The sequence below is a fragment of the Ruegeria sp. BE9 genome (assembly GCF_056538765.1).
In genome coordinates, this window is the sequence record NZ_JBQFTS010000008.1 from 152941 (window position 1) to 175310 (window position 22370).

A 22370-nucleotide genomic window follows, 5' to 3' on the forward strand; every position below is an offset into this window, starting at 1 on the left:
AGGGGCGCTTGTTTCTTAAGGAGCCAAGATGGATGACCTTATTGTTCGCCCTGTAAGTCCAGAAGATGCCGCAGGTATCTCGGGTGTATTGCAAGAGATTGCGGCCGCGGGGAAACGCACAAAGCCAAGCGATGTAGATTTTGCCAGAGCACGATACGTTGTTCATCCGGACAAGATTCAGTGCACGGTCGCGTTGGATGCGAATTCCAAGGTTTTGGGATTTCAGTCTCTTATCAAGGCAACTGAAAACAATCCCTATGAGGTGACCGTCGGTTGGGGCGTCATTGGCACACACATCCGGCCCTCGGCCGCTCGACTTGGAATTGGTCGCGCGCTTTTCGAAAGGACACTGGCCGCAGCCAAAGCAGCCAGAATTCCAGCAATTGACGCGACCATCGGCAGTGAGAATACCGAAGGCTTAGCCTACTACAGCGCAATGGGCTTTTTGGACTACAGGCTAATGGACGGTGCTGTGTCCAAGAAATTCTCGCTGTAGCAGCTTATCCGCGCGGTTGTGCGGCCGGGTAGACGCCCAGAATCTCGACATTGGTAGTGAAGTGCTCAAGCTCTTCCATTGCCAGGCGGACGTTTCGGTCGTCAGGGTGACCGACGATATCAGCATAAAACTGGGTCGCTGTGAATGAGCCATCAACCATATAGCTTTCCAGCTTGGTCATGTTGATCCCATTGGTCGCGAAACCTCCCATTGCCTTGTAAAGTGCCGCCGGGATGTTGCGGACCTGAAATACAAAGCTGGTGATCATACCGTGTGGGCCGCGTTGGGACAGATCCGCTTGCCGGGACATGACCAAAAACCGGGTCGTGTTGTTGTCTTGATCTTCTATGTGACGCGCCAGAACATTGAGGCCGTAAATCTCACCAGCCAGTTCACTCGCCAAAGCGGCTGAGTGCAGTTCACCCTGTTCCGAAACTTCGCGCGCGGCGCGGGCGTTGTCGGGGCTAACCCGGCCGCGAATACCGTGCTCTTTCAGGAAACCGGCGCATTGAGGCAGTAGAACAAGGTGCGAATGTGCCTCTGTAATGTCTGCCAGCGTTGCACCGGGGACTGCCAAAAGGTTGATGTGCACACGTACGAACGCTTCGTCCACAATATGCAAGCCGCTGTGAGGCAGAAGGCGGTGAATATCGGCCACTCGCCCGTAGGTCGTGTTTTCAACCGGCAACATCGCCAAATCCGCATCGCCGGATCGGACCGATTCGATCACATCTTCGAATGTGCGGCAGGGCAAAGCCTCCATATCGGGGCGTGCATTGCGGCATGCCTCGTGGCTATAGGCCCCTGGTTCTCCCTGAAATGCGATACGATTGGTCATTTGGTCGATTCCGTGCAACAAGTTCTTAAATTGGGCGTTTAGTCGCGGTGTCTATACCTTGCCTCTCGTTAGGGGAAGCCTTAGACACCTGCGCAGACAGCTGAAATGGACTCGCGATCAATGTTCGACACGATGACAGTTACCAAGGCCGCAGCAGGCCTGTTTGGCACCTTCCTGGTGTTGCTTTTGACCAAATGGGGCGCTGAAGCTCTTTATCATGTAGATGGGCATGGCGAAGTTGCCTACGTTATCGAAACCGAAAGCGCAGGTGAAAGCGCTGATGGCGAAGAGGTAGTATTCGAAGAAATGCTGGCTGCCGCTGACCCTGACAAAGGCTCCAAAGTCTTCCGTAAATGTTCGGCCTGCCACAAGCTTGAAGATGGTGCCAACGGAACCGGCCCGTACCTCTACGGCGTTGTTGATCGTCCGGTGGCATCGGCGAATGGTTTCGGCGGATACTCACCCGCGATGCAGGCTCATGGTGGCAACTGGACGCCTGAAGCCCTGGACGCGTTCCTGGCCAAGCCCAAAGATTATATCGCAGGTACAAGCATGAGCTTTGCCGGTCTGAAAAAACCGCAAGATCGCGCCGATCTGATTGCGTATCTGCAGACTATCGGCAACTGATCCAGCGATCAGAAATGACAAGTTGCAAAGCCGCTGCGTTTCGCAGCGGCTTTATTTTTGTCTAAGTAAATCTTCACAAAGTGTTCACGCACTCTAAACTTGAATCTGTCAGTGCTGGACCTTTAGCTAGGTTTAAGCGCATTAAGACGTTGTAAGGGCTGTAGAAGAGGCGGGCATGACACAAAATCGCACAAAATCGACGCTAACGACCATGAAGCGGAGAACAGCCCTACAATTGTTAGGCGGAAGCGCTGTCGCTGCTATGGCGCCGCAACTGAACGGAGTTATGGCCGCCGGAACATCAGGTGGTGATATCATCAAGGCGCACGGTTATTCGTTCTTTGGTAACCTCAAGTACCCACCTGATTTTGCACATTTTGATTACGTTAACCCTGACGCGCCTGTTGGTGGTGAAATTTCAGTATCGTCGCGCGGCACCTTTGACGGCATGAACCGTTTTAATTGGCAGGGCAAAGCGGGGCTCTATTCCGGATTGATCGCGGAAAGTATGTTTGGCGATAGTCCTTTTGGCTCGGCCTCGCCAGCAGACTCCATCACCGAAGCCTATGGGTTACTAGCCGAAGCCGTAGAATATCCAACCACTAAGGAATGGTGCATATTCTACATGCGGCCAGAAGCTCGTTTTGCAGATGGTACCCCGCTAACTGCACATGACGCCGCATTTACGCATGACCTTTTCCTCGAGCAGGGCATCCGAAGCTATGCGCGAGCGGTTAAACAACGCATCGAAGGGTACGAGATCATTGATGATCACACGATCAAGTACAACTTTGTTGGTGGCATCTCGCGCCGGTCGCTGATTTCGCAGGTTGGCGGAACACCTGTTTTTTCAAAGGACTGGTATGAAAAGACCGGTGAGCGTCTGGATAAGCAGAGCCTTGTGACCCCAATGGGAAGTGGGCCCTATGTCCTCGATGACTATGAGCTAAACCGCTACATCGTCTATCGCCGCAACCCGGAATATTGGGGCTGGCATTTGCCGATCAATGTCGGTCGCCACAACTTTGAAACCGTGCGGGTTGAGTACTTTGCTGACGATGCGGCCGAGTTCGAAGCCTTCAAAGCCGGGATCTACACATTCCGCGCGGAAGGCAGCACCAAGAAATGGGCTACCGGCTATGATTTCCCGGCGGTTCAGAATGGGTATGTAAAGCGTGAAAGCATTCCCGTAATGTCGCCGCCATCGCCTTCAGGCTTCATTTTCAACATGCAGCGCGCGCCGTTCGACGACATCAAGGTCCGCGAGGCGCTTGGTCTGGCCTTCAACTTTGAATGGACATCCGAGTCGCTGCAGTTCGGCTTGACCGAACAGCGCCATTCCTTTGCGGAAAACTCCGAGGTTGCAGCGGATGGTCTGCCTGACGAGATGGAAACAGCATTCCTCAAGTCGTTGGGGGATCTCGTGCCCGAGGAACTGTTCACACAGGAAGCCGTACGCGCCCATTCCTCGAAAGCGGATCGTACGGTCGATCGCCGCAATAAACGCACTGCACTGAAGCTGTTTGAAGAGGCCGGGTGGACGGTCTCCAGCAGCGGTAAGCTGCAGGATCCGGAAGGCAAGCAGCTTGAAATCACCATCATGCTGAACGCCTCTTCTTCGGACACGGCCGAAGCGATCGTGACAACATATGCAGCAAACCTCGAAAGCTTTGGCGTTGCGGTTACCGTAGAGAAAATTGACAGCGCTCAGTGGATCCAGCGGTACTACGACAAAGATTTCGATATGATCTTTTTCCGCAATCAGCCGTTCCTAGAGGCAGGCACCGGGCTCAAACAAGCCTATGGGTCCGAGACTGCCGTTGTGTCGTCCTACAATCCGCAGTCCCTGCAAAACCCGCTTGTAGATGCGATTATCGACGCGTCTCTCGATACAACATCGCGAGAAGAAGAAATCGCAGCACTCAAGTCGCTGGACCGCGTTTTGCGGTACCTCCGCATTCAGGTCCCAACCGGATATGTCTCGGATACATGGGTCGCCTATTACGACATGTTCGAACATCCCGAAGAATTGCCGCCGTTGGCCGTTGGGCAGTTTGACTTCTGGTGGTTTAATGAAGAGAAGTACCAGAAACTGAAAGCTGCAGGCGCGGTGAGGTAACCGATTTGGGCGCGTATATTCTTCGCCGGCTTTTGCTGGTCATACCGACGCTACTTGGAATTATGATTGTGAACTTCACCCTGGTGCAATTTGTGCCGGGTGGCCCAATCGAGCAGATACTGGCTCAGATGCAGGGCGAAGGTGACGTGTTCGCAGGATTTGCCGGGGGCGAAGGAGCTCCGGCCGAGGAAACCTTTGGCTCGGACAGCGAATATATCGGCGCCCGTGGTCTGCCTAAAGAATTCATCGAAGAGCTTGAGAAAGAGTTCGGTTTCGACAAACCTCCGGTCGAGCGTTTCCTGACGATGATGGGGAACTACCTGACACTGGATTTTGGCGAGAGCTATTTCCGTTCCATCAGCGTGATCGATCTGGTTTTGGAGAAAATGCCTGTTTCGATCTCTTTGGGTTTGTGGTCCACGTTGATTGCTTACCTGGTGTCGATCCCGTTGGGGATTCGTAAGGCGATCCGGGACGGATCGACCTTTGATACTTGGACCAGTGGCATGATTATTGTGGCCTACGCCATACCGGGGTTTCTCTTCGCGATCCTTCTTCTGGTGTTGTTCGCGGGTGGTTCCTACTGGCAGATATTCCCGCTAAGGGGGCTGACATCCGACAATTGGGAAAGTCTCAGCCTGTTTGGAAAGATCGTCGATTACTTCTGGCATATCGCGCTACCGATCATTGCGCTGACGATCTCAGCTTTTGCGACGCTGACACTCCTGACCAAGAATTCCTTTCTGGACGAGATCAAAAAGCAATACGTCATGACCGCCCGTGCCAAAGGGCTAAGCGAAAGCAAGGTTCTGTACGGCCATGTCTTCCGTAACGCGATGTTGATAGTGATCGCTGGTTTCCCCGCAGTGTTCATTGGCGTGTTTTTTGGCGGTTCGATCATTATCGAAACGATATTCTCGCTCGATGGTCTTGGCCGACTGGGGTTTGAGGCTGCAGTTGCACGCGACTATCCAGTGATTTTCGGCACTTTGTTCATCTTTGGTTTGATGGGGCTGGTTGTCGGCATCATCAGCGATTTGATGTATGTGCTGGTTGATCCTCGGATCGACTTCGAAAAGCGGGAGGGGTAAATGGCACTATCCCCCCTGAACCAGCGCCGCTGGCGCAATTTTCGTCGCAATGGCCGGGCGTTCTGGTCGCTGATCATCTTTTCCATTTTGTTCGGCCTGTCGCTGTTTGCTGAATTCATCGCCAACGACAAACCGATCCTGGTGAAGTACCGCGGTGAGTTTTATACGCCGATCTTCAACTTCTACCCTGAGACCAAGTTTGGAGGCGATTTCCAAACCGAAGCGATCTATCGCGATCCCGAGGTGCAGTGTCTGATCGATAGCGGTGGTCTGGAATCGTGTTTTGATGACCCTGAAGGAATCATCGATGAAATCAGGGCGGGCACTTTCCAAGAAGATGGTTTTGAACGGGGCTGGGCCGTCTGGCCGCTGATCCCCTATTCCTACAACACAAGCGTGGATCGACCAGGTGCGGCGCCCTTACCGCCGAATGGGCAAAATCTGCTGGGCACGGACGACACCAAACGTGATGTGCTGGCTCGTGTGATCTATGGGTTCCGCCTGTCGATATTGTTCACCCTGGTCGTAACGGGTGTAGCCAGCTTGGTCGGAATCTTCGCCGGAGCGGTTCAAGGCTTTTTCGGGGGATGGCTGGACCTCATTTTCCAGCGAATTATTGAAATCTGGTCAGCGACGCCCTCGCTCTACGTGATCATCATCATGTTTGCCATTCTTGGGCGAAGTTTCTGGCTGCTTGTGGCCCTGATGATTCTGTTCAGTTGGACGGGTCTGGTGGGTGTGGTCCGGGCAGAATTCCTTCGGGCGCGAAACCTCGAGTATGTTAGGGCGGCGCGGGCCTTGGGTGTTGGTAACATGACCATAATGTTCCGCCACATGCTGCCTAACGCGATGGTCGCCACCCTGACCTTTATGCCGTTCATCGTCACAGGCACTATTGGTGGTCTTGCCTCTTTGGATTTCCTTGGATTTGGCCTGCCGTCCTCGGCCCCATCGTTGGGTGAGCTGACTTTGCAAGCCAAACAGAACTTGCAGGCTCCTTGGCTTGCTTTCACGGCCTTCTTTACTTTTGCCATCATGCTGTCGCTTCTGGTTTTCATATTCGAAGGCGTTCGCGATGCGTTTGATCCCAGAAAGACCTTCTCATGAGCCTGCTGGATGTAAAAAACCTAAAGGTCTCGTTCCGGCAGGACGGGCAGGTGAGCGCTGCAGTAAAGGGTGTTTCGTTTACCGTGGACCGCGGAGAAACGGTCGCGCTGGTCGGCGAGTCTGGTTCGGGTAAGTCCGTCACGGCTCTTTCCACTGTGTCGCTGCTGGGCGATAGCGCGATCGTGGAAGGTTCTGTCAAATATGACGGCGACGAGATGATTGGCGCGTCCCCGGACAAACTCATGGATGTGCGTGGCAACGACATCAGTTTCATCTTTCAGGAACCGATGACCTCGCTCAACCCGCTACACACGATCCAAAAGCAGATGGCCGAGTCCTTGGCCCTGCATCAGGGGCTTACCGGCGACGCGGCCCGCGAGAGGATTGTGGAACTGTTGACTAAGGTGGGTATTCGTGACCCGCGCGAGCGGCTCGATAGCTATCCGCATCAGCTGTCAGGAGGGCAACGGCAGCGGGTCATGATTGCAATGGCATTGGCCAACAAGCCGGACATTTTGATCGCGGATGAGCCGACGACGGCATTGGACGTGACTATTCAAGCGCAGATATTGGAATTGTTGGCCGAGCTTCAGAAATCTGAGGACATGGGGATGCTGTTCATCACGCATGATCTTGGCATTGTGCGCCGCATCGCTGACCGTGTCTGTGTCATGAAAGATGGTGAGATCGTTGAAACCGGAGTAACCGCTGAGATCTTCAACAACCCTCAGCACCCTTACACGCGCAAACTGTTGGGCGCCGAACCCTCGGGTCATCCAGATCCGATCACCCCTGATGCCGAGGAAATAGCCCGAACAAATCACTTGAAGGTTTGGTTCCCGATCCAACGCGGATTTCTGAAACGTACAGTCGGTCACGTTAAGGCCGTCAACGACGCGACGCTCAGCGTGCGGGCGGGGGAGACGTTGGGAATTGTCGGTGAAAGCGGTTCGGGCAAGACGACACTAGCGCTTGCGATTATGAGGCTGATAGCATCCGAAGGCGGCATTACGTTCCGTGATCAGGATGTGCGTAAGTGGTCCACTCGACAGTTGCGGCGGCTGCGCAAAGATATGCAAATCGTGTTTCAGGATCCGTTCGGCAGCCTTAGCCCGCGGATGACTTGCCAACAGATCATCGCCGAAGGGCTGGCGATCCATAAGGTTGACCCTCATCGCGCGCCACGTGAACTGGTGGCGGAAGTTATGACCGAAGTCGGATTGGATCCGGCCGCAATGGACCGCTATCCGCATGAGTTTTCGGGTGGACAACGCCAGCGCATTGCGATCGCTCGCGCTATGGTGCTGCGACCCAAACTGCTGGTGTTGGACGAACCAACCAGCGCGCTGGACATGACGGTGCAGGTGCAGATTGTTGATCTGCTGCGCGATCTGCAGCGGAAATATGGGCTCGCGTATCTGTTCATTAGCCACGACCTGAAAGTCGTACGCGCGATGTCCCACAAGGTGATCGTGATGCGGAACGGGGATGTCGTCGAAATGGGCACAGCCGAAGATTTGTTCGAAAACGCCCAAACCGACTATACCCGCGAGCTTATTGCGGCGGCGGGCTAAGAGCAGCCCGCCACAGCTCTTTAGGCGTTGGCGCTTTCACGCGATGCCGATTTCGGAACGGGCCCACGTAACTCCTCGTAGTGATCGAAGTTCAGCTTGACCCAGCCAGTGCCGCGTGTGGCGCTGGCGAGGGTGCGGTGCAATTCGTCCTCCGCTACGGCAGGCAATTGCGCGTTGAATATTTCCCAGCCCGAGGCGTTGGGGTTGCCCTCAAAGCCCAGCACTTGGCCCTGCAGTGAACTGATGGTCGGAACCAAGTCACCAACAAAATCAGAAGGCAGATGAATCTCAGCAGTCAGTATTGGCTGCAGAACCACCGGTTTGGCCTGCGGCAATGCCTCGCGCACAGCGTTCTTGCCTGCGGTGCGGAAGGCATAATCAGAACTGTCTACGTTGTGGTGCTTGCCGTCGCTAAGCGTGACCTTAACATCGACCACCGGGAATCCCTCGGGCCCCTGTGCAAGCGCGTCCTTGGCGCCATGTTCGACCGACGGGATGTAATTTTTAGGCACCGCGCCGCCTTTGACGATCTCTTCGAACTGAAACCCTGTTCCGCGTGGCATCGGTGCGACCGAGATCACCACATCGGCAAATTGCCCGGCGCCGCCGGATTGCTTGCGGTGGCGGTGACGATGTTCAACTGGTGCCCGAATGGTTTCGCGATAGGCGGTTTCAACCTGATCCGTTGCAATCTCAATTCCGAAATCTTCGGCCAGCTTGCTGGTGACACGCCGCATATGTTGTGGTCCCTGGGATCCTAATACAGCGTGGCCGCTCAGTTCATCCTGATCGAGGTGCAGGCCGGGGTCAATTTCCACAAGCCGGGTCAGCGCATTGGATAAGCGCACATCGTCCCTTTCATGGGCAGGGGAAACGATCTGTCTATGTGCAATGGGATGAGAGGCAGCCCATTCTGGCAGCGGGGTGGCTTCCTTACTGTCATAGAGGTTACCGGGGTTCAGGTGATCGGATTTTACCGCCAACCCGATTTGCCCCGCTGGCAGCTCAGCTATCTGAGTTTTAGCGTCCAGAGTTGTCAGGTTGCCAACGGTTTCCCCGCCCAAATTCTCATGTGCTTTCACGCCGTCACCCAATCCGCGCAAAACAACAATCTTACCGATGTGCTTCTTCACGTCTGCGAAACCAGCAATGGCGCGGGCGTTTTCCGCAGCTTCGTCGCGATCAGCTGCGATGTCGAATTCGGGCGCCTCATGCCGCAGCGCTTTCATCAAACGGGTCAGACCATTGCCGTGGCTGGCCGCCCCCAGGCAGGCCGGAATCAGTTGATGGTTCTGCAATACCTGTGCAGCCAAGTCATAAACCTCAGCGCTTGGCGGCTGTTTGTCTTCGATGAGCTGTTCCAGTAGATGGTCATCGAAATCTGACAATGTCTCCAACAGTTCGGTGCGGGCTTCCTGTTCGCGGTCCTCGACCGATTGCGGCAATTCGATCAAAGCAGACGGCTGCCCTTCCTGATATTTCCACGCCCGTTCCGAGATCAGATCGACCGCGCCAATGATTGTGTCGCCGTCGCGGATCGGTACCTGCCGAAGGGCAATGTGATGGGTGCAATAGGTCTGAAGCGCCGCGATGATGTCGCGGATTCGGCCATTCGGGTTGTCCATGCGATTGATGAAAAGAAAACATGGGATGCCTGCCTCTTCGACCAGTCGCAGGTAGGGCGCGCAAAGGACGGCGGCGTTTGGATCGGGTGGAACGACTACAACGGCGGCGTCGGAGATAGCCATGGCCGGTCCGACATACGCCAAGTTGTCGCCGCCGCCATCAACGTCGATGGCGCACCACGGCTCGTCTAAATAAGAAAAACCGTGCAAATGCACGGTTCCGGATACGTCGAAGGTGGTGGGCCGGTCATCGAGGCGGCTGATGGCCTCGACCAGAGTGGTTTTGCCCGATTGGCTGGGGCCGAGGACGGTGAAAACGCGCATAGGTGCTGTCCCTCTTTCAAATTGCAGATCAGCTGCACGAAAAGGGTAGCCTTACGCGAATGCGTCGGCGCAATTGTCTGATACTCGGCCTGCCTCAGATGCGGGCGGGGTGTCGCCCGCCCTGCAAGTTTGTGAAAAACTGACCCGTCGCGTCAAGCCCTGACCTCTTGGCGGGTCAGATTGCTGAGCTGTGGCCAGCCTTACTCAGGTCGTAGGCGTCAAAGCTGCGCGCGATCATCCTGGTTAGCGGTCTGGCTTCGGGTGGTACGAACAGGCCGTCCTCGTTGATGCGTAACAATCCATCAAAAGCCTTATTGGCGTCCTGATACATAAGTTGCAGCTCGGTGGAGGAGATGTCGTGGTCGCGCAGAATCTCGGCGCTGTTGATCTGAAAGTCGCACATCAGCGCTTCGATCAGGCGCGAGCGCAGGACGTCTTGTCCTTTGAACAAGTGCCCGCGTGAGGTCGAGAACCGCCCTTCGCGGATCGCTTTGGTATGGGCGGACGTCGCGGGCGCGTTCTGTGCATAGCCCTGCGGGAAGCGTGAGATTGAGCTGGCGCCAACACCAATCAGAACTTCGGCCTGGTCGTCAGTATACCCTTGGAAGTTCCGCTTTAGCCGTCCGGCTTTAAGCGCATGGGTCAGGCCGTCATCTTGCGTGGCAAAGTGGTCGATGCCGATTTCCGCGTAGTTGTCCCACATGAACAGGCGACGCGCTGTATCGAACAGGTCCAGCCGCTCTTCGGGGGTAGGCAACGCGTCCGATGGAATCAATTGTTGCCGCTTAGCCATCCATGGCACGTGCGCATAGCCATACAACGCCACCCGGTCCGGGCTGAGGGAAAGCAGCTTTTGCACACTTTCCGTCATGCGTGTCTTTGTCTGATGCGGCAGGCCGTAAAGAATATCGGCGTTCAGACTGTTGATCCCACGGGCGCGGATCATGTCCACAGCGTCGCGGGTGGTGTCATAGCTTTGAATACGCCCGATCGTCTTTTGAATTTCGTCATCGAAATCCTGCACCCCGATCGAGGCCCGGTTCATTCCAGCTTCGGCTAGTGCATCAAGTCGCGCTTCGTCGATTTCGTTCGGATCGATCTCAACCGAAAACTCGGCGTCCGGTCCCAGCGGCACGATGTTCAGAATGCTGCATGCGAGATCACGCATAAGGTCAGCGTTCAGAAGGGTTGGCGTGCCGCCGCCCCAATGTAGGCGCGATAGGGTAACACCTTCGGGCAGATGTGCTGCCAACAGATCCAGTTCGGCCTTCAAGACGTCCACATAGGCAATCACCGGATTGTCTGTCTGGGTGCCTTGTGTCCGACAGGCACAGAACCAGCAGAGCCTGCGGCAGAACGGAACGTGGATGTACAGCGACACTGCGCTTCCGGGTTTGATGTCGGAAATCCAGTCTCCATAAAGACTTGACCCCACATCATTGCTGAAGTGGGGAGCGGTGGGGTAGCTTGTGTAACGCGGTACTTTCGCGTCAAATAGTCCAAGCTTTGCCAATTGAGGTTTCACTATCATAGCGATACCGTTAAGGCACAGCCATCCAAGACACCTTGACAGAGATCAAGTGGAAACGCGCATGACACCAATTTTTAAGATCGACCATACGAACTGTGAAGACTGCCCGATTCGACATCGGGCCGTGTGTGCGCACTGTGACGTGGATGAGCTGGAAGAGCTAGAAAGTATTAAATACTACCGCAGTTTCGAAGCTGGTCAGACCATTATCTGGTCAGGTGATCAGATGAACTTTGTGGGTTCGGTTGTCTCTGGTATCGCCTCGCTGACGCAGACGATGGAAGACGGGCGGACGCAAATGGTGGGTTTGCTTTTGCCCAGCGACTTTGTCGGACGTCCGGGGCGCGAATCCGCGCCGTATGACGTGCTGGCCACCACTGACTTGGTCATGTGTTGTTTCCGCAAGAAACCCTTTGAAGAACTGATGAGCAATACACCGCATATTGCACACAGGCTCCTTCAGATGACCTTGGACGAACTGGATGCAGCACGAGAGTGGATGCTGGTTCTGGGCCGCAAAACTGCGCGTGAAAAGATTGCGAGCCTTCTGTCGATCATTGCGCGTCGGGATGCTTCGATCAGTCAAAAGGGCAACTCGGGCCCGATCGTGTTCGATCTGCCCCTGACCCGCGAAGCGATGGCTGATTACCTTGGTCTGACGCTTGAGACCGTCAGCCGCCAGATTTCGGCCTTGAAAAAGGACCAGGTCATTCTTCTTGAAGGCAAGCGCCACGTTACGATTCCGGATATGGGGCGCCTTATGGAAGAGGCTGGTGACGACTCGGACGGAGGTTTTCTGGTCTGACCGGTTATGCGTGACGGGCCAGTCCTGTCATGCTTAAGTAGGTTTGTCGAAAGACTTTCAGGAGCAAACCTATGGAATTCAGCAGTATTTTGGCAATGTTGTTTATTGGCGCCGTCGCGGGATGGCTGTCAGGCAAGATCATGGAGGGCCGCGGTTTCGGCCTGATCGGCAACATCATAGTTGGCGTTGTCGGTGCTTTTCTGGCCGGAACAATTTTCCCGGCCTTAGGCTTTGCCGTGGGCGGTGGGGTGTTTTCTTCAATCTTCTTTGCGACGATTGGTGCGGTGATCCTGTTGTTCTTGATTGGCCTCGTCAAAAAATAAGAGAACCGCCCCGAAGGGCGGTTTCCCAATCATACTCTAGTGGGCCAGAAAGACCGGAACCGGGGATTGCTCCAGCATGTTTCGTGTCGCGCCGCCCAATATGGCTTCGCGGAACCGCGAGTGGCCATACGCTCCCATGACGATCATGTCCGCTTCGGTATCTGACGCGTGCCGGTTCAGGATATCGGATACCCGCGTCATCGTCTTGCTGAGAACGTCAATCTCACATTTGACCCCGTGACGCGCGAGCATCTGGGATAGCATTCCGCCCGGGTCGGAGCGATCGGGTCCGTGGCGTGGCGGGTCTATTACAACGATTCGCACCAAATCAGCCTGAGTTAGGAAGGGCAGGGCTTTACGAATAGCGCGCATTGCCTCAACACTTTCGTTCCAGCCGATCAGGATGGTGCCGGGTTGTTCGAATGGCGTTACGTCATCAGGGGTGACCAAAACCGGGGCGTGTCCCTCGAACATGGCGGCTTCGATAATGGGCTCGGCCTCGGCGCCTCGGTCGGGCCCATATGGTTGAGGCAGTACAACCAAATCCGAGAAGCGCGCGCGATGGGCAACATGTCGTCCGATGTCCGCGATTTGGGCGACGCCGCTCTCTGCCGACCAGCGGGTTCCGGTCTTACCCAAGTAATCCTTGGCAAAAGCTAGTACTTCCTCAGCTTCGGCGTTGGCGCGGCTGAGCGTCTCTTGCAGGATCAGAGCATTTGCTCCTGCGTAATAGTACCCGGTTTGGCTGCGATCGACGCCAAGACACAAGGCTTCGGCGTGTGCATCCTGCGAACTTGCCAGAGCTGCCATCTGCGCTAACGCAGATCCGCTTTGTCCGGTGTCCGTAATCACTGTGAGAAGAGATTTGTAAGCCATTGTGACCTCTTGCCTTCAAAGCACGTCATGCTGCGGCCTGATGGCCCAGATGTCTGAATAGGATTGTCACAGAAATCAGAGTACTGTCTTGACACAGATCAAAGCAGTTCTGGCCTCTGTCCGACAAAACAGCAGCCAGTCAAATGGGTCCCGCGACACATAAAGAATCGGGCGGGGCATGGCAAAGGGACGCAATATGTCAAATTACATCAAGCTGATCGTGCTTGGTCTCGTCGTGGTTTTTGCCGCGATCGGGTCCAATTATGCACGCGATTTGGCGTATCAGGTGCATGCGATACTGGTGATGCTGATCGCCGGTGGTTTGTTCATCTGGACGCTTAGAAACACAGATGAGCCAGATATCCTTGTTGATCGCTCGGGCGAATACATGGATGACGTGATCCGCTATGGCGTGATCGCGACCGCCTTTTGGGGGGTCGTTGGGTTCCTCGCTGGTACCTTTATTGCGTTCCAGTTGGCCTTTCCGGTCCTGAACTTTGAGTGGGCTCAAGGTTATTTGAACTTTGGGCGTCTGCGCCCGCTGCACACATCAGCCGTGATTTTCGCCTTTGGTGGTAACGCACTGATCGCAACTTCTTTCTACGTCGTGCAACGCACCAGTGCGGCACGCCTTTGGGGTGGCAACCTCGCGTGGTTCGTATTCTGGGGATATCAGTTGTTCATCGTTCTGGCCGCAACCGGGTATGTTCTGGGCGGTACTCAGTCCAAAGAATACGCCGAACCTGAATGGTATGTTGACCTGTGGCTGACCGTTGTCTGGGTCGCCTATCTGGCAGTCTTCCTTGGTACGGTTATCAAGCGGAAAGAGCCCCACATCTATGTTGCGAACTGGTTCTATCTGGCGTTTATCGTAACCGTTGCCATGCTGCACCTGGTCAACAACATGACCATCCCGGTCAGCATTTGGGGCTCGAAATCGGTCATAGTCTGGTCGGGCGTACAAGACGCGATGATCCAGTGGTGGTACGGCCACAACGCTGTGGGCTTCTTCCTGACAGCTGGCTTCCTGGGCATGATGTACTACTTCATTCCGAAACAGGCCGAGCGTCCGGTATTCTCGTACAAGCTGTCGATCATCCACTTCTGGGCGCTGATCTTCCTGTACATCTGGGCTGGTCCACACCACCTGCACTATACCGCGCTGCCTGATTGGGCTTCGACGCTGGGCATGGTGTTCTCGGTCATCCTGTGGATGCCGTCGTGGGGTGGTATGATCAACGGTCTGATGACCCTGTCGGGTGCTTGGGACAAGCTGCGCACCGACCCTGTAATCCGCATGATGGTGATCTCGGTTGGCTTCTACGGCATGTCCACATTCGAAGGTCCGATGATGTCGATCCGCGCGGTAAACTCGCTGAGCCACTACACTGACTGGACCATTGGTCACGTGCACTCGGGCGCGCTGGGCTGGAACGGCATGATCACCTTTGGTGCGCTGTACTTCCTGGTACCTGTCCTGTGGAAGCGTGAGCGTCTGTACTCGCTGCAAATGGTCAGCTGGCACTTCTGGCTCGCAACCATCGGTATCGTTCTGTACGCCGCTTCGATGTGGGTCACCGGTATCATGGAAGGCCTGATGTGGCGTGAAGTGGATGCCAACGGCTTCTTGGTGAACTCGTTCGCCGACACCGTGGCAGCCAAGTTCCCGATGTATGTGGTGCGTGCTCTGGGTGGCGTGATGTTCGTCGCTGGCGCAGTGATCATGTGCTACAACCTGTGGATGACTGTGCGGAAGGCACCGGCCAAGGAGGCCAGCCTTACCGTCGCGGTCCCGGCTGAATAAGGAGGGCCGGAGCAATGGCAATTCTCGACAAACATAAGATCCTCGAGACCAACGCGACCCTCCTGCTGGTATTCAGCTTCTTGGTCGTGACCATCGGTGGCATCGTTCAGATCACCCCGCTGTTCTATCTCGAGAACACCATTGAGAAGGTGGAGGGCATGCGCCCTTACACCCCTCTCGAAATGGCGGGCCGTGAGATTTACATCCGCGAAGGCTGCTATGTCTGCCACAGCCAGATGATCCGCCCAATGCGGGATGAGGTCGAACGCTATGGCCACTACTCGCTGGCGGCTGAATCGATGTATGACCACCCGTTCCAGTGGGGTTCCAAGCGTACCGGCCCTGATCTGGCACGTGTTGGTGGCCGTTATTCGGACCAGTGGCATGTGGACCACCTGCGTGATCCGCAGTCGGTTGTACCGGAGTCGGTCATGCCGAAATACGGCTTCCTTGAGCACCGCAAGCTGGACGGCAAGTATATCGGTGACATCATGGCAGCGAACGCTGTTGTGGGAACACCATATACTGAAGAGATGCTGGCCAATGCCGAAGCGGACTTCCGTGCACAGGCTGATCCGGACAGTGACTATGACGGACTGCTTGAGCGCTACGGCGACAAAGTCAGCGTGCGTAACTTCGATGGTCAGCCTGAACTGACCGAGGCCGATGCGCTGGTCGCTTATCTGCAGATGCTGGGTACTCTGGTCGACTTCTCGACCTTCACCCCGGACGCGAGCCGCTAAGGAGGGTGTGATGGAAGAATATACACTCCTGAGGCAATTCGCGGATAGCTGGATGCTGCTCCTGCTGTTTGCCTTCTTTGTTGGCATCATCATCTGGGTTTTCCGCCCTGGTGCCAGCAAGGAATACAAGGACACAGCCAACATCCCTTTCCGGCATCAAGACAAACCCGCCGAATCTGAATCTAAGGAGGCGCGGCAATGAGCAAGACACCTGAAAAACTGCCGGGCGACCCTAAGACAACCGGGCACAGCTGGGACGGTCTGGAAGAGTTCGATAACCCGATGCCTCGCTGGTGGTTGTGGACTTTCTACGTCACCATCATCTGGGGCGTGATCTACACCATCATGTATCCTGCATGGCCTCTGGTTCAGTCGGCTACGGCTGGTGTGACTGGCTGGTCTTCACGCGCTGAAGTGCAAGAAGAAATGGTTTCCTTCGAAGAGGCAAACGCGCCGTGGAACGCCAGACTGGTTGAAACTCCGCTGGAGCAGATTTCGGCTGATGCTGATCTGCAGCAATATGCAGTGAACTCGGGCGGCGCTGTTTTCCGCACTTGGTGTGCGCAGTGCCACGGCTCGGGTGCGCAAGGCGCTACCGGCTTCCCGAACCTGTTGGATGACGCTTGGCTGTGGGGCGGTACGCTCGAAGACATCGAGTTCACCATCGCACATGGTATCCGGAACGAAGAAAGCGACGACGCGCGCTATTCCGAGATGCCTGCATTTGGCGACATCCTCGAAAGTGACGAGATCACACAGGTGGTTCAATACGTCATGTCACTGACAAATGCTCAGTCTGACGATGCTGCGGCCCAAGCAGGCAAGGTCGTCTTTGAAGACAACTGTGCGGCTTGCCACGGCGAAGACGGTAAAGGCGATGTCTTCCAGGGCGCGCCGAACCTGACTGATGCCATCTGGCTATATGGCGGCAGCGAAGAGGCTCTGACCGAAACGGTGACCTACAGTCGCTTTGGTGTGATGCCCCCTTGGGAAAATCGTCTGACCGAGGCGCAAATCCGCGCTGTTACAGCTTACGTCCACCAGCTGGGTGGCGGTCAGTAACGGCTTAAAGGAATACCTTCGGACGGTTCGCCGTCCGAAGGTTGAGGCACCGGCTGTTCCATCTGTTCGCGCGTTTCCAGAACAGCCGGTGCTACTATCTTAGACTACTGGTCCTGTCCGACCCGGTCCAGAGGCCAGCTATTTCAGACGATCACGTTTTGCGCGCTTGCTTTCCTTCCACCAGTGATCTTCTGGCAGCCATTCCCGTTTTGATGTCTTGTCGCTGCCCGGTGTCTGGGTCGCGACCATAAATGTTCTTGCAAGGATCGAGAGCATCTTACCTCTCCTGATTTTGGTTCCAACTGGGTTCAGAATTGATCTTCGGACGGAAAAATGCGACTCAATTGGCATTTGACCATGTAACCAGGACTTACACATGGATTGGTTGAAGATGCCGCCTCTGGCTTCTTTGAGAGCCTTCTCTGCCTTTGCAGAAACGAGAAATGTCGTGAATGCTGGCGCGTCTCTCAATGTCAGCCATGCTGCCATAAGCCAACAGTTACGCGCATTGGAGAAACATCTTGGTGTTGCGCTGCTGGATCGCTCCGGCAAATCAATGACCCTGACGTCCGAGGGAGAAACGCTGGCACGCGCGCTGCATCTGGGGTTCGGCGCCATCGGTAGTACAGTGGCTGAGCTGATGCAGGCAACCGAGGATCGCCCGGTCCACGTTTCCTTGACTGCGTCCTTTGCAGCCTCGTGGCTTATGCCTCGCTTGCCCGCGTTTCAGGATGAATTTCCCGGTGTTCATCTGGTTCTGGATCCGTCCGCCAAATTGGTCAGCCTGCGCCCTGGTGGCGTGGATGTGGCAATTCGTTATGGCGCAGGAGATTGGGCTGGTGTGAAATCCGAACTTCTGTTGCAAAGCCCGATTGTGATCGTCGCTGCTCCGTCCCTGTTGGGCGGCAGAACTACAATGACACCGGAAGAACTGAGCCAACTGCCCTGGCTAGAGGAGTTGGGCACTACAGAAGCGACCTCATGGCTTACGCGCCAAGGGGTCGAGCATGGTCCGAAAGCTGGCCGCATCGCGCTGCCGGGTAATCTGCTATTGGAAGGCGTGCGAGCGGGGCAGGGTGTGACGGTGACAGTGCGGCACTTTGTCGAAGCGGATATCGCAGCGGGCCGCGTCATCGAATTGTTTTGCGAGCCCGGCTCGCGCGGGTATCATATGGTCACGGGCGATGCGCCACTACGTCCAGCAGTTAAGACCTTTGCAGGCTGGCTCAGGCGTCAAGCTGGTCACATGTGACAAAAGGTGTCTGTGCGATGCGCTTTTGACCCATGTCAAAGTGACTAGCTTTGTGATCTGGGACAAGACGCCGAAAAAACAGCCACATCTGGAGCTAATCCGTGAGTGATTCCGACCCCGCCCCCAGCCTTTACGTTGCCAGGGAGCCAATCTATCCCCGGCGTGTTTCCGGGCCATTTCGAAATCTGAAATGGATCATACTCGTGGTCACGTTGGGAATTTACTACGTTACACCATGGTTCCGCTGGGATCGCGGTCCCAGCTTGCCGGATCAAGCCGTCCTGCTAGATTTGGCAAACCGCCGTTTCTACTTTCTTTGGATCGAGATTTGGCCGCACGAGTTTTACTTTGTGGCAGGCCTGTTGATCATGGCTGGCCTAGGTCTGTTTCTGTTCACGTCTGCGCTGGGGCGCGTCTGGTGCGGATATGCGTGTCCGCAAACCGTGTGGACTGACCTTTTCATTCTGGTGGAGCGCTGGATTGAAGGTGATCGCAACGCACGATTGCGCCTGCATAGGCAGAAAAAGCTCGACTTTCGCAAGGCGCGGCTTCGGATCACGAAGTGGACAGTCTGGTTTCTGATTGGTCTGGCGACCGGCGGTGCTTGGGTATTCTACTTTGCTGATGCGCCTACGCTGGCCCGCGATCTTGTTACGGGGAACGCGCACCCGGTAGCCTACACAACCGTTCTTATCTTGACGGGTACCACCTTTCTGTTTGGCGGGTTCGCGCGCGAACAGATTTGTATCTATGCCTGCCCATGGCCGCGCATTCAGGCCGCGATGATGGACGAAGACACCCTGGTTGTTGGGTACCGGGAGTGGCGTGGCGAACCACGCGGTAAGGGCAAGCGGCAGGCAGATTCCGAGTTGGGTGATTGCATCGACTGTATGGCCTGCGTGAATGTCTGTCCGGTGGGGATCGACATTCGGGACGGTCAGCAGCTCGAGTGCATTACGTGCGCACTATGTATCGATGCGTGCGATGACATGATGGCCAAGATCGGTAAGCCGCGCGGTCTGATTGACTATATGGCGTTGAGCGATGAAACCCGCGAGCGGGCTGGCCAACCTCCCAAGAGCGTTTGGAAGCACATTCTGCGGCCACGTACGATCATGTATACGGCCATGTGGGCCGCCGTTGGGTTTGGGTTGCTGTTTGCCCTGTTTATTCGGTCAGATATCGATCTGACTGTGGCACCGGTACGAAACCCCACATTTGTGACTTTGTCGGACGGTACGATCCGCAACACCTATGATGTACGGTTGCGCAACAAACATGGTGAAGAGCGGCCCTTCCAGCTTACTTTGTCGGGTGATCCGGCATTGCAGCTTCAGATCGAAGGTGTCGAAGGAAACATTGTCAATGTCGCTGCGGATACGGCACAATTGACGCGCGTTTACATCGTGTCGGCCAAGGGTACTGGACCTGCCACTACGGATGCTACGCCGGTTCGCATCTGGGTCGAAGACATCGAAAGCGGTGAACGGGCTCAAAAGGATACCACGTTCAACGGACAAGGAAACTGAACATGGCAGAACGGAAATTCACGGGGAAGCATGCGCTGGCCGTTTTCGTCGGAGCGTTTGGTGTCATCATCGCCGTGAACCTTGTGCTCGCTTATAATGCGGTCAAAACCTTTCCGGGGCTCGAGGTCAAAAACTCTTACGTTGCAAGTCAGGAGTTCAACGAACGCCTGAAAGAGCAACAGGCACTGGGTTGGGAAATTCGTGCCGAAGTGTCCGGTGGGTTGCTGATCTTGCATATTACGGACAAAACCGGAGCTCCGGTTGAGGTGGCCGAATTGCAGGCTGTTGTTGGCCGGGCGACGCATGTGAAGGATGACTTCGTACCTGACTTCACATTTGACGGGCAAGCCTATGCAACCCCGGCTTCGTTGGGCAAAGGTAACTGGAACATCCGTCTGGTGGCCAAGGACCAAGATGGGGCTGAGTTCGCGCAGCGTGTCCCGCTGTATGTGAAGGGGTAAAGTATGACGGCGCAACTTACATCCGGTACAGCGGCTTGTCCGGGCTGTATAGCCAGCCCGGCTGAACCGGCGCGCCCAATTCCTCAGGATGTGCAGATCGCGCTGTCTTTGCCGGGTATTCATTGCTCGGCCTGTATCTCTACAGTCGAACGCGAGTTGAATGCCCACCCCGGTGTGGAAGATGCGCGCGTCAACCTGACCCTGAAACGTGCGATGGTCAAAGCCTCACCCGATCTGCGCGCTGCTGATCTGATCCCTGTTCTAGAGAACGCAGGTTTTGAGGCGCATGAGTTGGACCCGGGTGCGTTGTCGGCGACGCAAGCGGATAAGGCGGGGCGTGATCTGCTGATGCGGCTGGCCGTGGCCGGGTTTGCCTCGATGAACGTGATGCTGTTGTCGGTATCTGTCTGGTCAGGCGCCACAGACGCGACGCGGGACATGTTCCACTGGATTTCAGCCGCTATTGCTTTGCCTGCGATCGCGTTTTCCGCGCAGCCCTTCTTTGCCAATGCGTGGAGTGCTCTGCGTGTGCGGCGTCTGAACATGGATGTGCCTATCGTGCTGGCTATCTTGCTGGCGCTGATAACGTCGCTGTGGGAAACGGCACTCAGTGGTGAGCATGCTTATTTCGACGCGGCCCTGACCCTGACGTTCTTTCTGCTCGCGGGACGGTATCTGGATTATCGAACCCGGGCCGCTGCCCGGTCTGCCGCCGAAGAGTTGACGGCGCTTGAAGTGCCACGAGCTATCAAATTGGTCGATGGCGTGGAGAATGAGGTCGCCGTAGCCTCGCTTGCTGTCGGAGATCTGGTCCTCGTAAGGCCCGGTGGCCGTATGCCTGTGGATGGTGAAATCGTTTCTGGTCAGTCGGAATTGGATCGGTCGTTGCTTACCGGGGAAACGCTTCCTGTATTTGCCGAAGCGGGCCTGACTGTCAGCGCGGGTGAGGTCAACCTGACCGGCCCGCTAACGATCAAGGCAACGGCGGTGGGTGAGGATACGTCTCTGCATCAAATGGCGGATCTGGTTGCCATCGCTGAATCCGGCCGGTCGCGCTATACCTCACTGGCTGACAAAGCTGCCAAACTTTATGCGCCGGGCGTCCATATCTTGTCTGCCCTCAGCTTTCTTGGCTGGTATATCTACTCAGGCGATATCCGCACTGCGTTGAACATCGCCGCTGCTGTTTTGATCATCACTTGCCCCTGTGCATTGGGCTTGGCCGTGCCGGCGGTGACCACGGCGGCCTCGGGTAGACTGTTCCGCAAAGGGATGCTGATCAAACATTCGACCGCGTTAGAGCGTTTGGCCGAGGTTGATACCGTTGTCTTCGACAAAACGGGTACGCTGACATCAGGTACTCCGGAACTTACTAACCTAGGAGACCATTCGCGTGGCGATCTTGCGATCGCCTTGGCTCTGGCCGAGGCATCGTCACACCCGTTATCGGTTGCGCTGACAAGATCGGCGCGCGACGCTGGAATCAAACCTGCGGCTTTGCGGGACGTCGTTGAGGTTCCTGGCTATGGGACCGAAGGCACATATCGGGGGCAACGGGTTCGTCTGGGCCGAGCGGCTTGGACCGGAGGTTCAGAGGGCGACGAGACAGTGGCCTGGCTCTCCGTAACAGGAAAAGATCCAATACCCTTCGTTTTTAACGATTCCTTACGACCGGGCGCCGCCGAAGCTGTTCAGTCATTCCGGCAAGCTGGAAAAGAGGTCATCCTGATCTCAGGCGATACGCAGGGTGCGGTGCAGGCACTGGCAGAAAAGCTGGGTATTGATAATTGGGTCGCACAGGCCCTGCCGCAGGACAAGGCGGTCCGTGTGCAGGAATTGAACGGCCAAGGGCGTCATGCCCTGATGGTTGGTGATGGCTTGAATGACACGGCTGCGCTGGCGGCGGCGCATGTATCAATCTCTCCGGCTTCTGCATTGGATGCAGCGCGCGTGGCGTCGGATATCGTGCTGCTGGGCAACGATCTGGCCCCAATCGCTGATGCTTGTGATACGGCGGTGAAGGCAACTAAACGGATTCGCGAGAACTTTCGGATCGCGACCGTGTATAATATCATTGCGGTTCCGCTGGCCGTTGTCGGCTTGGCAACACCGCTGATTGCGGCTCTGGCGATGTCGACCTCGTCTATCACCGTGTCTCTGAACGCCCTCCGACTGAGGTAAAC

The 22370-nt window shown here is 55.8% G+C and carries 21 protein-coding genes; 16 read left to right on the plus strand and 5 right to left on the minus strand.

Annotated features, from left to right (window positions below; translation table 11 throughout):
* The first annotated feature begins 28 nt into the window (after positions 1-28).
* Positions 29-496, plus strand: a complete 468-nt coding sequence (locus tag ACR0EO_RS19050; RefSeq protein ID WP_480692392.1) for an N-acetyltransferase family protein — start codon at positions 29-31, stop codon at positions 494-496.
* A gap of 4 nt (positions 497-500) precedes the next feature.
* Here the strand turns inward: ACR0EO_RS19050 and ACR0EO_RS19055 are convergent, their stop codons facing one another.
* A complete protein-coding gene (locus ACR0EO_RS19055) occupies positions 501-1334 on the minus strand; it encodes a prephenate dehydratase (RefSeq protein ID WP_480692393.1) in 834 nt (277 codons plus the stop codon).
* Between the two features lie 120 nt (positions 1335-1454).
* On the opposite strand from ACR0EO_RS19055, the gene ACR0EO_RS19060 reads away from it, so the two are divergent.
* The 5 genes from ACR0EO_RS19060 (at position 1455) to ACR0EO_RS19080 (ending at position 7852) form a co-directional block, all read left to right on the plus strand.
* A complete protein-coding gene (locus tag ACR0EO_RS19060; protein WP_480692431.1) occupies positions 1455-1961 on the plus strand; it encodes a c-type cytochrome in 507 nt (168 codons plus the stop codon).
* A 175-nt stretch (positions 1962-2136) separates the two neighbouring features.
* The gene (locus ACR0EO_RS19065) at positions 2137-4080 is read left to right on the plus strand and encodes an extracellular solute-binding protein (RefSeq protein ID WP_480692394.1); all 1944 of its coding nucleotides are present in this window, start codon (positions 2137-2139) and stop codon (positions 4078-4080) included.
* A gap of 5 nt (positions 4081-4085) precedes the next feature.
* Positions 4086-5171 (plus strand): microcin C ABC transporter permease YejB, encoded by a 1086-nt coding sequence (locus tag ACR0EO_RS19070; protein WP_480692395.1) that lies wholly within the window; start codon positions 4086-4088, stop codon positions 5169-5171.
* Entirely contained in the window at positions 5172-6278 is a 1107-nt protein-coding gene (locus tag ACR0EO_RS19075; RefSeq protein WP_480692396.1) for an ABC transporter permease, read from the plus strand.
* A complete protein-coding gene (locus tag ACR0EO_RS19080) occupies positions 6275-7852 on the plus strand; it encodes an ABC transporter ATP-binding protein (protein WP_480692397.1) in 1578 nt (525 codons plus the stop codon). Before ACR0EO_RS19075 ends, ACR0EO_RS19080 begins: the two co-directional genes overlap by 4 nt.
* A gap of 20 nt (positions 7853-7872) precedes the next feature.
* On the opposite strand, the gene ACR0EO_RS19085 is transcribed toward ACR0EO_RS19080, so the two are convergent.
* Positions 7873-9801, minus strand: a complete 1929-nt coding sequence (locus tag ACR0EO_RS19085) for an elongation factor G (RefSeq protein ID WP_480692398.1) — start codon at positions 9799-9801, stop codon at positions 7873-7875.
* Between the two features lie 175 nt (positions 9802-9976).
* Complete coding sequence (gene hemN, locus ACR0EO_RS19090; protein ID WP_480692399.1) at positions 9977-11332, minus strand: oxygen-independent coproporphyrinogen III oxidase; 1356 nt, start codon at positions 11330-11332, stop codon at positions 9977-9979.
* A gap of 61 nt (positions 11333-11393) precedes the next feature.
* Here hemN and fnrL point away from each other — a divergent pair, with 61 nt between their 5' ends.
* Entirely contained in the window at positions 11394-12137 is a 744-nt protein-coding gene (gene fnrL, locus ACR0EO_RS19095) for a transcriptional regulator FnrL (protein WP_480692400.1), read from the plus strand.
* Between the two features lie 71 nt (positions 12138-12208).
* Positions 12209-12460 carry a GlsB/YeaQ/YmgE family stress response membrane protein gene (locus ACR0EO_RS19100; RefSeq protein ID WP_480692401.1) on the plus strand — a complete coding sequence of 84 codons (252 nt, stop codon included), beginning with the start codon at positions 12209-12211 and terminating at the stop codon, positions 12458-12460.
* Positions 12461-12496: 36 nt separating this feature from the next.
* Here ACR0EO_RS19100 and ACR0EO_RS19105 read toward each other — a convergent pair whose 3' ends face one another.
* Positions 12497-13336 carry a universal stress protein gene (locus ACR0EO_RS19105; protein WP_480692402.1) on the minus strand — a complete coding sequence of 280 codons (840 nt, stop codon included), beginning with the start codon at positions 13334-13336 and terminating at the stop codon, positions 12497-12499.
* A 196-nt stretch (positions 13337-13532) separates the two neighbouring features.
* Here ACR0EO_RS19105 and ccoN point away from each other — a divergent pair, with 196 nt between their 5' ends.
* The 4 genes from ccoN to ccoP are packed head-to-tail and all read left to right on the plus strand — an operon-like array spanning position 13533 to position 16945.
* Positions 13533-15140, plus strand: a complete 1608-nt coding sequence (ccoN, locus tag ACR0EO_RS19110; protein WP_480692403.1) for a cytochrome-c oxidase, cbb3-type subunit I — start codon at positions 13533-13535, stop codon at positions 15138-15140.
* Positions 15141-15154: 14 nt separating this feature from the next.
* Positions 15155-15883 (plus strand): cytochrome-c oxidase, cbb3-type subunit II, encoded by a 729-nt coding sequence (gene ccoO, locus ACR0EO_RS19115; protein ID WP_480692404.1) that lies wholly within the window; start codon positions 15155-15157, stop codon positions 15881-15883.
* 10 nt (positions 15884-15893) lie between these two features.
* Entirely contained in the window at positions 15894-16085 is a 192-nt protein-coding gene (locus tag ACR0EO_RS19120; RefSeq protein ID WP_480692405.1) for a cbb3-type cytochrome c oxidase subunit 3, read from the plus strand.
* A complete protein-coding gene (gene ccoP / locus ACR0EO_RS19125) occupies positions 16082-16945 on the plus strand; it encodes a cytochrome-c oxidase, cbb3-type subunit III (RefSeq protein ID WP_480692406.1) in 864 nt (287 codons plus the stop codon). Before ACR0EO_RS19120 ends, ccoP begins: the two co-directional genes overlap by 4 nt.
* A 138-nt stretch (positions 16946-17083) precedes the next feature.
* Here the strand turns inward: ccoP and ACR0EO_RS19130 are convergent, their stop codons facing one another.
* A complete protein-coding gene (locus ACR0EO_RS19130) occupies positions 17084-17221 on the minus strand; it encodes a hypothetical protein (RefSeq protein ID WP_480692407.1) in 138 nt (45 codons plus the stop codon).
* 100 nt (positions 17222-17321) lie between these two features.
* On the opposite strand from ACR0EO_RS19130, the gene ACR0EO_RS19135 reads away from it, so the two are divergent.
* The 4 genes from ACR0EO_RS19135 to ACR0EO_RS19150 all read left to right on the plus strand — a co-directional run bounded on the left by ACR0EO_RS19135 (position 17322) and on the right by ACR0EO_RS19150 (position 22368).
* Positions 17322-18197, plus strand: coding sequence for a LysR family transcriptional regulator (locus tag ACR0EO_RS19135; RefSeq protein WP_480692408.1), 876 nt, complete (start codon positions 17322-17324; stop codon positions 18195-18197).
* Positions 18198-18298: 101 nt separating this feature from the next.
* Positions 18299-19726, plus strand: coding sequence for a cytochrome c oxidase accessory protein CcoG (gene ccoG, locus ACR0EO_RS19140; RefSeq protein WP_480692409.1), 1428 nt, complete (start codon positions 18299-18301; stop codon positions 19724-19726).
* A gap of 2 nt (positions 19727-19728) precedes the next feature.
* Entirely contained in the window at positions 19729-20187 is a 459-nt protein-coding gene (locus tag ACR0EO_RS19145; RefSeq protein WP_480692410.1) for a FixH family protein, read from the plus strand.
* A gap of 3 nt (positions 20188-20190) precedes the next feature.
* The gene (locus ACR0EO_RS19150; RefSeq protein ID WP_480692411.1) at positions 20191-22368 is read left to right on the plus strand and encodes a heavy metal translocating P-type ATPase; all 2178 of its coding nucleotides are present in this window, start codon (positions 20191-20193) and stop codon (positions 22366-22368) included.
* Positions 22369-22370: the final 2 nt, after the last annotated feature.